This window comes from Larkinella harenae, assembly GCF_054780515.1.
The window spans coordinates 519885-533542 of the sequence record NZ_BAAGWE010000003.1 but is presented as its reverse complement, the minus strand read 5'-3'; the positions used below and the strand labels follow the sequence as shown (position 1 = coordinate 533542).

General features: G+C 51.0%; 13 protein-coding genes and 1 tRNA gene. 8 read left to right on the top strand and 6 right to left on the bottom strand.

The annotated features are described in order from the left end of the window. Positions 1–11: 11 nt before the first annotated feature. The gene (locus ACYVH9_RS19290; RefSeq protein WP_460638015.1) at positions 12–1475 is read right to left on the bottom strand and encodes a leucyl aminopeptidase family protein; all 1464 of its coding nucleotides are present in this window, start codon (positions 1473–1475) and stop codon (positions 12–14) included. Positions 1476–1698: 223 nt separating this feature from the next. Here ACYVH9_RS19290 and ACYVH9_RS19285 point away from each other — a divergent pair, with 223 nt between their 5' ends. Then, entirely contained in the window at positions 1699–3330 is a 1632-nt protein-coding gene (locus tag ACYVH9_RS19285) for a carboxylesterase/lipase family protein (protein ID WP_460638014.1), read from the top strand. 401 nt (positions 3331–3731) lie between these two features. Continuing rightward, a complete protein-coding gene (locus tag ACYVH9_RS19280; RefSeq protein WP_460638013.1) occupies positions 3732–3884 on the top strand; it encodes a hypothetical protein in 153 nt (50 codons plus the stop codon). 77 nt (positions 3885–3961) lie between these two features. Here ACYVH9_RS19280 and ACYVH9_RS19275 read toward each other — a convergent pair whose 3' ends face one another. The 3 genes from ACYVH9_RS19275 to ACYVH9_RS19265 form a co-directional block, all read right to left on the bottom strand. Next, complete coding sequence (locus ACYVH9_RS19275; RefSeq protein ID WP_460638012.1) at positions 3962–5680, bottom strand: GMC oxidoreductase; 1719 nt, start codon at positions 5678–5680, stop codon at positions 3962–3964. A 14-nt stretch (positions 5681–5694) separates the two neighbouring features. After that, positions 5695–6216 carry a gluconate 2-dehydrogenase subunit 3 family protein gene (locus ACYVH9_RS19270; RefSeq protein WP_460638011.1) on the bottom strand — a complete coding sequence of 174 codons (522 nt, stop codon included), beginning with the start codon at positions 6214–6216 and terminating at the stop codon, positions 5695–5697. A gap of 358 nt (positions 6217–6574) precedes the next feature. Next, positions 6575–6647: transfer RNA gene (locus ACYVH9_RS19265), tRNA-Phe, on the bottom strand. Between the two features lie 65 nt (positions 6648–6712). Between ACYVH9_RS19265 and ACYVH9_RS19260 the strand changes: the two genes are divergently transcribed. From ACYVH9_RS19260 to ACYVH9_RS19240, 5 genes are all read left to right on the top strand, one after another. After that, positions 6713–8053: a 4Fe-4S dicluster domain-containing protein gene (locus ACYVH9_RS19260; RefSeq protein ID WP_460638010.1), complete on the top strand. Its 1341-nt coding sequence runs from the start codon at positions 6713–6715 to the stop codon at positions 8051–8053. A gap of 131 nt (positions 8054–8184) precedes the next feature. Further along, positions 8185–9450 (top strand): hypothetical protein, encoded by a 1266-nt coding sequence (locus ACYVH9_RS19255; RefSeq protein WP_460638009.1) that lies wholly within the window; start codon positions 8185–8187, stop codon positions 9448–9450. Positions 9451–9462: 12 nt separating this feature from the next. After that, positions 9463–10263 (top strand): (Fe-S)-binding protein, encoded by an 801-nt coding sequence (locus tag ACYVH9_RS19250; protein WP_460638008.1) that lies wholly within the window; start codon positions 9463–9465, stop codon positions 10261–10263. Positions 10264–10337: 74 nt separating this feature from the next. Continuing rightward, complete coding sequence (locus tag ACYVH9_RS19245) at positions 10338–10835, top strand: hypothetical protein (protein ID WP_460638007.1); 498 nt, start codon at positions 10338–10340, stop codon at positions 10833–10835. 2 nt (positions 10836–10837) lie between these two features. Continuing rightward, the gene (locus tag ACYVH9_RS19240; RefSeq protein ID WP_460638006.1) at positions 10838–11329 is read left to right on the top strand and encodes a GAF domain-containing protein; all 492 of its coding nucleotides are present in this window, start codon (positions 10838–10840) and stop codon (positions 11327–11329) included. An 18-nt stretch (positions 11330–11347) separates the two neighbouring features. Here ACYVH9_RS19240 and mnmC2 read toward each other — a convergent pair whose 3' ends face one another. After that, entirely contained in the window at positions 11348–12028 is a 681-nt protein-coding gene (gene mnmC2 / locus ACYVH9_RS19235; protein ID WP_460638005.1) for a tRNA (5-methylaminomethyl-2-thiouridine)(34)-methyltransferase MnmC2, read from the bottom strand. Positions 12029–12059: 31 nt separating this feature from the next. On the opposite strand from mnmC2, the gene ACYVH9_RS19230 reads away from it, so the two are divergent. Next, a complete protein-coding gene (locus ACYVH9_RS19230) occupies positions 12060–12533 on the top strand; it encodes a DUF4293 domain-containing protein (RefSeq protein ID WP_460638004.1) in 474 nt (157 codons plus the stop codon). Between the two features lie 76 nt (positions 12534–12609). Here the strand turns inward: ACYVH9_RS19230 and ACYVH9_RS19225 are convergent, their stop codons facing one another. Continuing rightward, a complete protein-coding gene (locus tag ACYVH9_RS19225) occupies positions 12610–13587 on the bottom strand; it encodes a KpsF/GutQ family sugar-phosphate isomerase (RefSeq protein WP_460638003.1) in 978 nt (325 codons plus the stop codon). Positions 13588–13658 lie beyond the last annotated feature (71 nt).

Genomic DNA, 13658 nt, shown 5'->3' with positions numbered 1-13658 from the left:
ACCCTTGAACGTTACAGATTTCGTAGAAAATCGATCAACAACCGAATGCCAAATCCCGTGGCGTTTTTCTGGCTCCCAAACTCGGTATCTGTAAAGGCCATTCCGGCGATGTCCAGGTGCGCCCAGGCCGGATGCGATTCCGTAAATACTTCCAGAAACTTGGCGGCACTGATGGCGCCCGCCATCGGTTTTCCGCTGAAATTTCGCAGATCGGCTACGTCCGATTGAATGTCTTCGTTGTACACGTCCCAGAGCGGCAATGGCCAAACCTGCTCGCCCGTTTGCCGAGCCGATTGCTGGAGTTGCGCCGTTAGTTCGTCGTTGTTGCTAAACAAACCGGCGGCATGGTAGCCCAGCGTGGAAATAACACTGCCGGTGAGCGTCGCCAGATCAATTAAAACGTCGGTTTGGAAATTACGCACCAGATAGCCCAGGCCGTCGGCCAGTATAATGCGGCCTTCGGCATCGGTATCAATTACTTCAATGGTTTTGCCCAGGTAGGAACCAATAACATCGCCGGGTTTGGTCGCCTGCCCATCGACCATGTTTTCGGTAGAAGGAACAATACCAATCAGGTGAACCGGCAGCCGGAGTTTGGCGGCCACTTCCAGCGTACCCAATACCGCAGCGGCTCCGCCCATGTCGCTTTTCATCAGGTGCATGTTGGTCGACGGTTTGATGGAAATTCCACCCGTATCAAACGTAATGCCTTTGCCAACCAGCCCGACGGTTTTGGCATCCGGCTGATCGGCGGGTTTGTACTCGGCAATGATGAAAACCGGCGGATGGGCGCTGCCTTTGTTCACGCTCAAGAGCGCCTGAAGCCCCTGACGCTCGATTTCGGCCTGGTCGAAAACCGTTACGGAATAGCCGTACCGTTGTCCGGAAGCCGTAGCCCAATCGGCCAGCGTCTGCGGGATTTTGTAATTTGAAGGCGAATTCATCAGATCCAGCATCTGGCGGTGCGTATCTGCTATGGCTTCGGCGCGCTGGAGGGCCTCGGCGGCACCGTCCCGCTGCTCATCGGCAACGATAATAAATAATTCTCCTTCGCCACCATAAAAACCGTCGGGTTGCGACTTCTCCGAACCGTGGAGCTTTAGGTCGTACCCTCCCCAGCGAATACCGATCACCACGCTTTCAACCACTTCCGGATCAAAACCGCTCAAGTCGACGGCCACTATGGAGGTAAACCGTTTTTTGTGGCGAAAAAACAAGTCGCGGAAAGCCCGCAGCCAGCCGATGGCCGTCGTCTCTTTTCCCAGACCCAGGAAGTAGGTTTTCCGCCCGTCGGGTTGGTAAAAGGGCAGGATTTCCCGGAAGTCGGCTTTGAAATCGTGCTGTAAAACCGCTGCGTTCAAACCGAGACGGTTGGCTAGTGTATGAAGCGTATCCGCTACTGTATCCGTCTGTTGAACGGGAATCACCAGCGTTTCGGCTGTTGATGAGGGGCTGGTAGTCAGTTGAATTTGCATAACAGGAAATAAGATCCTACAAAGGTAGCGAATCAAACCTGGCAGGTCTTCAAGACATTTCAGGTTTAAAAGCTATATATTGGAAATAGGTAGGATTTAATGGGATAATAATTATGTTTTCACGTTTCCCCAGTCGTAAATAGTATCAAGGTAAATCCGTATTATTGCTCCTGACGGGCGCTGAATTAGCAGCGGCTGGATTCATAGATGAAATAGAATGATCATGAAAACTCTTTTATCCTTGCTCGTATCAACTGTTTTAACCACCCAGATTGCGGATGCGCAGTCGACGAAGACTCCGCAAGCCAAAACCGTCAATGGGGTGGTAGAGGGCGTTACCGAATCCAGCGGTATCCGGGCCTTCAAAGGTATTCCGTTTGCCCAGCCACCTGTGGGAGAATTGCGGTGGAAAGAACCGCAACCCGTCAAGAACTGGCAGGGCGTTCGGAAAACCGTCAAATTTGGTCCGCGGGCGATGCAACGTCCTATTTTTGGCGACATGGGTTTTCGATCGGATGGTATGAGTGAAGATTGCCTTTACCTGAATGTCTGGACCCCCGCCAAATCGGCGAAGGAAAAACTACCGGTGCTGGTGTATTTCTACGGGGGCGGTTTTATGGCGGGCGACGGCTCAGAAGGGCGTTACGATGGCGAAAGCATGGCCACGAAAGGGATGGTGGCCCTAACAGTTAACTATCGTCTTGGTGTGTTTGGCTTTATGGCGCACCCGGAGCTGACGAAAGAATCATCCCATCGCTCGTCGGGCAACTATGCATACCTGGATATGGCGGCTGCGTTGCGCTGGGTGCAGCAAAACATTGCCGCTTTTGGCGGAGATCCCAAACGGGTGACCATTGCCGGAGAGTCGGCGGGGTCAATTGCGGTGAGCGGTTTGATGGCGTCACCGTTATCGAAAGGACTCATTGCCGGAGCGATTGGTGAAAGTGGATCGTTGTTGGGCGGGTTGCCCCCGGTGCCGCTCAATACCGGCGAAGAAGCCGGTCTGGCGTTTGCCAAAGCCGTTGGCGCGAATTCATTGGCGGAGTTGCGGGCAATGCCAGCTGAGCAGTTGCTCGAAGCCACCGGAAAGCCCAATATACCCCGTTTCAGTGCGACGGTCGATGGGTATTTCTTTCCAAAAGCCCCGTTGGAAATTTACAAAGCGGGCGAACAGGCGCAGATACCTTTGCTGGCTGGCTGGAACTCAGAGGAGATGAACGCCCGCGCTATTCTGGGGCAGGAAAAACCGACACCCGAAAATTACGCCAATGCGGTAAAAAAACTGTATAACGACAAGGCCGACGAAGTGTTGAAGCTGTATCCGGGTTCGACGGAAGAGGAAGTGCTGGAATCGGCGACGGCGTTGGCCGGCGACCGTTTTCTGGCTTACAGTACCTGGAAGTGGGCGGATTTACAAAGCAAGACTGGCGGTAACAAACCCGTGTACCGGTACTATTATTCCCGTCCGCGTCCGGCGATGGTGCCCGAAATGGGCAACGCAGCTCCCGGCCTGGCCGGAGGTGTGGTCAAATCGACGGATGCCAATGCGGTGAAGATTCCGCCCGCGCGGGGTGCGGTCCACTCCGCCGAAATTGAATACGCCATGGGCAATCTCTCGAAAAACAAAGTGTATGCCTGGACGCCCGAAGACCATAAGGTTTCGGAAGTGATGCAGAATTTTTTCGCCAACTTTATCAAAAACGGCAACCCAAACGGGGCCGGTTTGCCCAACTGGCCCGCCATCAACAGCGGTAACAGCGTGCAGTATATGCAAATCGACGTGAACACGCGGTTGGAAACGGAAAAAGACCGGGCGCGTTATCTGTTTCTCGACCCTTATTATACGAAGCAGTAATAACCGTATTGGAAGACAAAAAGGACCAAATTTTTGGTCCTTTTTTAATAAATGTTTTGTCTGATAAATAAGGTGTCTATTCTGCGAGATTAGCAATGAGTAAATTTTGTCACAACCAGCCCTTTACGTATCAAGTCGATTGATAAGTTACTTACTTGCAGTTTCTTACGTTAACAGACAAAGCTTTTTACTCCCTGCCTCAAGACAGCATGAATTATGTTAAGATTCTCGCATCTACCCTTCTGTTTCTCCTAGGATCGTTTGGGCACTGGTACATCATGTACTGGCAATTCAAGTCGGAACGATGGATAAAGTCACCGATTCCATATTTGTTGGCGGTTGGTTGCGCGTGGGTTTGGATAAAAGCGTCTGAATACGGTGTTGCAGGGTTTAACGGATCCATGTGGTCGAATCGGTTTCTATTTTTTGTCACGGGTGTCATTGCCGGTAGTATTCTGTATCCAATTCATTACGGCCAGCCTTTTACATTAAAAGTATTGGTCCAGTTGATCCTGGCGATTTCTATTATTGCGGTTTCGGTTTTGTGGAAATAGTGATCGTAAAAAATACCCTATTCATTGGCGATCAGTCCAACAAATAGGGTATTCTTTACGCTAAACTGGTTTGTTCGTTACAGATTCTTCTTCTTCAGCTCACTCACCGCATGGTTGGCCGCGCGTGCCGTGATGGCCATAAACGTCAGTGACGGGTTCTGAGTGGATGTGGACGTCATGCAGGCACCGTCGGTAACGAAGACGTTCTTGCAGTTATGGAACTGATTCCACTTGTTCAGCAGCGACGTTTTCGGGTCTTTGCCCATCCGAACACCACCCATCTCGTGAATGTCGAGGCCGGGCGCTTTATCGGGTTTGTCGTGGGTCTGAATGTTGGTGAAACCGGCCAGCGTCAGCATTTCGGTCATCTGCTCGTGGAAGTCCCGGATCATTTTTTCGTCGTTGTCGTCGTAACCAACCGACACCCGCAGGAGTGGAATGCCCCAGGCGTCTTTCTGCTCTGAGTCGAGCGCCAGATAGCTTTCTTCTTTGGGAATGGTTTCGCCCATCATGTGTGAGCCGACCCGCCAGTTGCCGTATTTGCGATTGAAAAGACTGTTTTTTAAGTCTTCTCCAACGCCGGACGTATCGGCGGAGTTGATCCGGCTGCCGCTGAATCCGGCGGCATAACCCCGCAAAAAGTCGGTTTCCTGCTTGAAAACGTTGCGGAATCGGGGAATATAACTACCATTGGGGCGGATACCGGCGGTCGTTTTATCGAGTAATCCTTCGTATTCAGCCGAAATGGTTGTCCGGAAGTTGTGGAAGGCCATGTACTTGCCCAGCAAGCCGTTGTCGTTGCCCAAACCGTTCGGGAAGCGGTTTGATTTGGAATTGAGCAGGATCAGGTTCGAGTTCAGGCAAGCGGCATTAACAAAAATGATGCGGGCGTAGTATTCCGTCGCTTCTTTTGTGTGCGCATCGATTACCCGCACACCGGACGCCTTATTTTTCTTCTCGTCAAAAATGATGGAGTGAACCACCGAATCCGGCCGGAGGGTCAATTTGCCGGTTCTGGCCGCCCAGGGGAGCGTCGAAGAGTTGCTGCTGAAATAGCCTCCATACGGGCAGCCGCGCTGGCAGAGGCTGCGGTTCTGGCACTGGCCACGTCCTTGTTTGAAGTGAATTTCTTTCGGTTGGGTCAGGTGCGCACAACGACCGATAATAATAGGACGGGCACCTTTGTAATGCGTCGCCATCTGGTCGGAGAAGTGTTTTTCGACGCAGGATTGTTCGTGGGGAGGCAGGAATTCGCCATCGGGCAATTGTGCCAAACCATCTTTGTTACCAGCCACACCGATAAACCGTTCTACATGGCTGTACCAGGGGGCCAGATCGGCATAACTCATGGGCCATTCAACCGCAAAACCGTCACGGGCCGGGCCGTCAAAATCGTACTGTGACCAACGCTGGGTACCGCGCGCCCACATCAGTGATTTACCCCCTACTTGGTAGCCCCGAATCCAGTCAAACGGTTTTTCCTGGATGTAAGGGTGCTCAGCGTCTTTTACAAAAAAATGAGCGGCATCTTCATTGAAAGCATAACACCGGCTGGCAATCGGGTTGGCATCTTTCAGGGCCTTCGGGATTTGTCCATAATGTTCAAATTCCCAGGGTGGGGTCATGGTTGTGGGGTAATCGGTGACGTGTTTGACATCGCGCCCCCGTTCCAGTACGAGCGTGCGCAACCCTTTGTCACAAAGTTCCTTAGCGGCCCAGCCGCCACTGATACCCGAGCCAATGACAATGGCATCGAAGGTGCGGTCTTTGACCGAATCAATATTGAAGTATGACATGGAAAGAGGAAGGATCAGTTGTTAACAATATCCACGCAACCGTGGTAAAAAGCGGGTGCCATGACGTATTTCTGCACGTTCGTCATGTAATATTCCGACCCGGTGTAACCCCGGATGGTCAGCCCTTTGACCAGATCCGCAAATTGTTTGGTGGTGGGTTCCGCTGCTGCTCCCAGCTGGCGCAGTAGGTCGGTGCGTTGGGGCGTATCGCAGGCGGTGAATGATTTGCTGTAGGTTTGCTGGGCCAGTTCGTCGGTTTTGACGAGTCCCTGTTTCAGTAAATCCTGGACTGAAGGATCATAGCAGTCGTTAATCATCCGTAAAACGAACTGATGCACCTTCAGGGTTTTGGCGCCGGGCGTAGTGGTTTCGGGGATAAAGGTTTCAACCACTTCGGCCAGCATCATTTCTTCACTGGGCGAAACAAAAGCGGTCTGACCAACGGTTTCGGGTGTCCAGCCAGTAGCCCAAGCAGGCAGGGCGACCAGACTACCGGTTGCGGCAATCAGGTTTTTAAGTACAGTACGGCGTTTCATTGGCTATAGTTTTACTAGAACAAAAATATCAAAGCTTTTCGCTAATCAGAAGATTATTTTGTTATAAACGCATAAAGATGCTGAAACCGTGTGTAGGAGTAAGGCTTACGAAAGGGCCGCTGTAATTGTAAAAAAAGGTGATTGCCTGTCGGTTTGGCCAGGGAAGCAGCAAAATGGGTCGGCTTACGCAAGAAGACGCTGGGCGGTTTTTCGAAAAACTTTCAAATCTTTTCTTTGCGCCGGAAGAGACCTTGCGTTTATTTGCCCTTATCTTGTTGCCAACAAAACACCGAAGCGCCATGTTGTACCAAAATAAAAAAGCAGTTACAACTTTCGCCGTAACTGCTTCGCTTTGAGGTGGTGATGGACGGAATCGAACCGCCGACACAAGGATTTTCAGTCCTTTGCTCTACCAACTGAGCTACATCACCGGATAGCACAAGTGGTGTTTTTTGTGGGTGCAAAGGTAGTAGTTTTTTTCATTACACCAAATACAATGACAATTCTTCAACAAATTTTATTTGTAGCCGCCCTGGCCACCGCGGCCTGGTTCCTGATTCGACGCGTCAATCTCATTCGGCGTGCTATTCAACTCGGGCAGCCCGAAAACCGTACCGACCAGCCCAATGAGCGACTGAACATTATGCTGCGTGTGGCCTTCGGGCAGAAAAAGATGATGACCAACCTGACCGTCGGGTTAATGCATTTTGTGATTTATGTCGGCTTCATCATCGTCAATATCGAAGTGCTGGAAATCATACTTGATGGTATGTTGGGGACGCATCGGCTTTTTGCCCCTTTTCTTGGAACGGTTTACCCCTTCCTGATCAACACCTTTGAGATTCTGGCCCTGGGTGTTTGGATCGTTTGCGCGGTTTTTCTGATTCGACGGTTTGTCACGAAGGTGCCCCGTTTTCAACAGGAGCGCCACCGCGAAATGGCTCGCTGGCCCCGGACCGATGCGGCTTTGATTCTGGTCTTCGAAATTCTGTTGATGACGGCATTCCTGCTCTGGAATGCGTCGGATAGCGTCCTGCGCGAACGGGCAGTGGGGCATTATGCCGACCTGAAAGGCATCGAACCGTTTGTGATCAGTCAATTTCTAATGCCGTTGTTTACCAACTGGGGTGATTCGGCCCTGATCATTTGCGAGCGGCTGACGTGGTGGTTCCACATTCTGGGCATTCTGTTCTTTGCGGTTTATCTGACCTATTCAAAACACCTTCACATCGTGCTGGCCTTCCCCAATACGTATTTTTCCGACCTGAAACCCAAGGGGGAGATGAAAAACATGCCGGTGATCACGAAGGAAGTTCAACTGGCGCTGGGTATTGCGCAGGCCGATCCGGAAGAAACACCCGCCGATCCGGGACGATTTGGGGCCAAAGACGTTCAGGATCTGACGTGGAAAAACCTGATGGATGCCTACAGCTGTACCGAATGCGGGCGCTGTACGGCGGCTTGTCCGGCCAATATCACGGGTAAAAAGCTGTCTCCGCGCAAGATCATGATGGATACCCGCGACCGGTTGGAAGATATTCAGCGCGGCTGGCAGCAGCACGGTGCCGATTACGACGATGGGAAAACGTTGCTGGGCGACTACATTCTGGCCGAAGAGATAAACGCCTGCACTACCTGCCAGGCGTGTGTGCAGGAATGTCCCGTCAATATCAATCCGCTGGAGATTATTCTGCAACTGCGTCGGTATAAAATCATGGAAGAAGCGCAGGCACCAGCCTCCTGGAATGCCATGTTCAGCAACGTCGAAAACAACATGGCACCGTGGAAGTTTTCGCCGGGCGATCGTTTTAACTGGGCTGATCAGGTCAACCAATAGCGGCTTTATTGTGGTAAAAAGCAAAGAAAATACCGGTATTGCCCGGAAGAGGGCTGATTTTTAGGGCGTACGGTGACTCCCTGATTTGTCTTGGAAAAATTTATCGGTCTTGCGGGCGTTATCTTACTTATATGTCAGTACTGATTTTCAAGATAGCAATTGCACTGTTGGCGTCAGCGGTCACCATTGGACTGTTGCGTTTTCGGGATCTTTTTGACCGGATAACGGGTCCTCAGCAAAAAAACTTTTTGGCCCTGTTTTTTGTGCTATTCCGCGTCGTGCCCTTTGTGACCGTCTATGTACTGCTGCAACTGGAATCAAAGTCCGACGTGCCGGTCTTTTACGATGCGGCCCTGAAAGCCATGCAGGGGCAGGTCGTTTACCGCGATTTCTGGACGCCCTACAGCCCGTTATTTCCGTATGCAACCACGTTGCTGCTCTGGCTCTGGAAGAGCGCCGACGCCGTGATTCTTCAGATGATTCTGATGGAAGGGCTGGCACTCTGGCTGACCTGGCGCATCTACCGCTCAAATGTTCGGGATATTTTTGTGCGGATGCTGGCGTATTTGACATTGCCCGGCCCGTTGGTCCTTTGTGTGCTGGGCGGTCAGGAAGACATCTGGATGTGGCTGTTCGGCGTCGTTTCCATTCTGGTCTGGCAGCGCACCTGCGATAGTTTCTGGATTGGGGTGGTGATGGCACTGGCGCTGATGACTACCAAAGCCCTGGCGTTGTTGATCATCATTCCCATGTCGTTTCTGGTCAACAAACCCATTCGTTATGTGATGGGATTGGCATTGACAGGCTTGCCGGTGCTGGCGGTTCTGATCGTGCTGGTCGGCGACAAGTTTCTGACACCATTGGCGTTTGCCGATATACCGTTTGCACCTAATGTATGGACGCTGATTAGCCCTATAATCGGCGATTTCCGGCCATATGCCACGGCCCTGAGTTGGATCGGGGTTGGGTTAACCATTGGGGTGGCGTCGTTAGGCGCTATGGTGCTGAAACAGCGGATGAGTTATTCAAAAGCGTTGCCGGTTTTATGGTGCCTATGTTTTTGTTTCATGATGTTTATTCATAAGAGCTCATTCAGTAATTATGCTTTCATTTTTCTGATGCCGATGCTGGTCAGTGTCATTGATTTAAAAAACTTTCGACATATCGCCGTATTACTGGTATTTAATGCCTTAATTGTTGTGCATCCAACGTATTGGTGGCGGCTGAACATGCCCATTTACACCCGTTGGAACCATTTACATTCGTTGAATCATTTGATTGAATACGCAATGGAGATCGGCCTCGTCGGCTGTTTGGTGTATTTTATGGGGGTTCTGTACCAAGTTGTTGGTCACGGGCAACACCGGCATACAAACGTTCCCGTTAGCTATCTCTGAATTTTATAAGTTATGGCCGCAGATAGAACATACCAGGTGCCGACAATGGCGGACTGGGCCGCGAAAGGCGAAGCACCGGAAATCCTTTTCTGGGTGGGATGTGCCGGATCATTCGATGATCGGTATAAAAAAGTAACCATCGCTTTTGTCAAAATCCTGAACCACATCGGCGTCAAATTCGCGGTTTTGGGAACGGAAGAAACCTGTACGGGTGATCCGGCCCGGCGGGCAGGCAATGAATTCCTGTTCCAAATGCAGGCGATGGCCAACATTCAGGTGCTGGACGGCTACGGTATTAAAAAAATTGTGACGGCCTGCCCACACTGCTTCAATACCCTGAAGAACGAATATCCGGAACTGGGTGGAAATTATGAAGTCATTCACCATTCGCAGTTTTTGCAGCAACTGATCAATGAAGGCAAAGTAACCCTGAAAGGCGGGGGCGATTTCAAGGGCCGACGGATTACGTTTCATGATTCGTGTTATTTGGGAAGGGCCAATAAAGTGTATGAAGCACCCCGCGAGGTGTTACAGGCGCTGGATGCAGATCTGGTCGAAATGAAGCGTTCCCGCACCAAAGGATTGTGTTGTGGAGCAGGTGGGGCGCAGTACTTTAAAGAACCCGAGCCGGGCCGAAAAGATGTTAATGTCGAGCGCACGGAAGAAGCCCTGGCAACCGGGGCCGATACCATTGCCGTTGCCTGCCCATTCTGCATGACGATGATGTCCGACGGAATTAAGAACAAAGACCGCGAAGATTCTGTCAAAGTCTACGACCTGGCGGAACTCGTTGCCAAAGCGCAGAGTTTGTAAAAGCGTAGGCAGAAGGGTGAGGGTATGGGGCGAAAAAGATCCCGGATTTACTCTTCTCCAAACTAAGTAAGCTCATGTGGACTTCATTTAACCAACTTCCTGATACTGCGCGCGTCTGGGTTTACCAGGCCGCCCGCCCATTGACCAACGCCGAAGTAGCGGCTATAGAGACTGATTTGCAACCCGCTGTGGAGAGTTGGGCTGCTCACGGGACGCCTTTGCTGGGATCGGCACAATTGCTGCACAACCGGTTTCTGATTGTAGCCGTTGATGAAGGGCATCATTTGCCGAGTGGGTGCTCTATCGATTCTTCAGTACGCTGGGTGCGGGAGATCGGTCAGAAATTGAATACTGACTTCTTCGACCGTTCGGCAGCTTATGTAACAGCCGATGGCAGTATTGAAACCGTTGCCTTGCCCCAGATCAAAGCCGCCGTGGCCGAAGGACGTCTCGCGCCCGAAACCACGGTTTTCAACAATCTGGTAGCAACGAAACGTGAATTGGAGAACAACTGGCAGATTCCGGCTGGTGACTCGTGGCTGAAGCGGTATTTTAAAAAAGTTACCGCCTGATTATGGCTGAAACGCTGACGCTTCCGAAAACTACCCAACGCTCGGAGCTTTACGAAAGCCTGCTGCCGCAGTTGCGGGCGCTGACTGAGCAGGAACCCGATTTGATCGCCAATCTGGCGAACATTGCCGCAGCTTTGAAAGAAGCCTTCGGTTTTTTCTGGGTCGGTTTTTACCTCAAAAAAGAAAATCAACTCGTGCTGGGACCGTTTCAGGGTCCCATTGCCTGCACTCGCATTCAATTCGGTAAAGGCGTTTGCGGAGCCAGTTATGCACGCAAAGAAACCATTCTGGTGCCGGATGTCGAGCAGTTTCCGGGGCATATTGCCTGTAGTTCGCTGTCGAAGTCCGAAATTGTCGTACCGGTTTTTGATCAGCACGGCGAAGTTGCGATGGTGCTGGATGTCGACAGTGACCAGCTCAATGATTTCAGCGAAGTTGACCAGCGGGCGCTGGAACATATAGCTGCTCTGATCACCTCATTCTTACCGGATTGATTCCGCAAAATCGTGCGCCTAAAGGGCTTTAATGGCCCGGAGAACTTCCCGTTTCCGGGCAGGGCCCGGGTGTTTTTCAACCAAAAAACCGGCGGCTTTCAGGTTCCGCTTCACGTAGCCTTTCGAACAATACGTCGTCAGTATACCACCCGGTTGTAGCATGGCCGCAATCTGCGCAAAAATTTCGGACGTCCAGAGTTCCGGCTGGGCCTCCGGCGCAAAGGCATCAAAATACACGAGATTAAACCGTTCTTCCGTCTGGAAATCCTGCAAACGACCTTCGTATTTGAATAAATCGAAGTACGGCGTGATGGCAACTTGGCGGTTCCAGGGTGCTTCGTGCAAGGCGATGACGCGGTTGGTGTGCAGCAATTCATCGAAATTAAGCTGGCGGGCTTCTTCCGGCGGCAACGGAAAGGCTTCTACGGCCGTATAGCTTACCATTCGCTGCTTCTTTTCGGCTTCCAAAGCCGTTAAAATCGCATTCAGGCCGGTGCCCAAACCCATCTCAAAAACACGGATTGTGTCAAATCGCTCGAAAGCGGTTTCCAGCCCCAATTCGATAAAAACCCGTTGTGACTCCTGCAAAGCACCGAAAATCGAGTGGTAATGCTGGTTGAATTCGGAATTATAAACCGAACTAGAACCATCTGCGGTTAAAACGACGCGCGATTCTGTTTTCTTTTCAGTATTCCTCATTGTATCTTCGCAAGCTCAAAAATTTTATATTATGCTTCAACGCATTCAAACCATATTTCTGTTCCTGATTGTCGCGTGTATGGGCGTAGTGCTGGCTTTTCCGATTTGGGAGAAAGCCGGCCTGGCACCGAACGAAACGGTTAGTCTGACCGCTCTCCGATTGGTTTACACCAAAGGAGTTAGCTCCGAAATCACTCCCGTGTATTATCTGGCTGTTATGGCCCTTGCTGTCGCCGGGGTTTCGCTGTTTACCATTTTCAAATACCGCAACCGGTTGCTGCAAATGGGAATGTGTGCCGTCAACGCGATTTTGCTGACGGCGATCATGGGTTTTGTCCTATATCTGACACTTTATAAAGGCAAAGATTTTTTTAATCCGGACGATCAGGGCAATTTCGGCATCGGCTTTTTTGCCATCGTTGCCGCGCTGATTTTAAATATGCTGGCTAATCGGTTCATTCGCCGGGACGAAAAACTGGTCCAGGAGTCGAACCGACTGCGCTAAGCGAATGAAGGGTTAAAAGAATAAAGTCGAGCGGAAGGCGTCAGACAACTCATAACTTTTAACGCTTAATTTTGAATTAAATAAGTCCTTCCTTCAGCAAATCGTGTAGATGAACGAAGCCTTTGATTTGGTTATCAACGGCGACGATCAATTGCGTGATGCTACGGTTTTGCATGATTTCGAGGGCATGGGTGGCGTATTCGTCGGGATGAATGCAGAGGGGAGAGGGCGTCATGATGTCAGAAGCGCAAAGCCGTTCAAGCTGTAACGCACTGAAACGATTGAGCATCCGGCGTAAATCACCGTCGGTGATAATTCCCACCAGCTGGCCATTTTCATCGGCAACAGCCGTTGCGCCCAATCGCTTGGAGGTCATTTCCAGAATGACTTCCTGAATGGACGCCCGCAGAGAAACCGTTGGAATTTCGTGGTGTGGATAAATATCACTAACTTTTAAATACAGTTTTTTGCCCAGGGAACCGCCGGGGTGAAAACGGGCGAAATCCTGACTGGTAAATCCCCGGGCGTTGAGCAGGCTAACCGCCAGCGCATCGCCCAATGCCAGCGCAACGGTTGTGCTGGTGGTTGGGACCAGATTGAGCGGGTCGGCTTCGGTTTCGGCGGAGGCCTTCAGAACAAAATCGGCCTGCCGACAGAGGTACGAATTGGTTTGGGAAGCCAGCGCGATGAGGGTTACGCCGGTTCGTTTCAAAAGAGGAACGAGTACTTTAATTTCGGGTGTGTTGCCGCTTTTGGAGATGCAGAGTACCACATCGTTGGCCTGTATCATGCCCAAATCGCCGTGAATGGCATCGGCCGCGTGCATAAACAACGCGGGGGTTCCGGTGGAGTTGAGCGTAGCAACAATTTTTTGTCCGATTAAGGCGCTTTTTCCAATACCGGTAACCACGACCCGGCCCGAACTTTGCAGGATGGTATGAACGATCTGTTCAAACTGCTCGTCAATAGCGTCAACCGCCTGCCGGATCGCATCGGATTCAGCAAGCAAAACCTGTCGGGCTGTCAACTGAATATTTTTTTTTACTAATTTCAATGTTGCTTTTGTCAATCGGTTTTTAACTAATTTTATAAAGGCAAAGATACAACCTAAAAACGTGCAGTAAC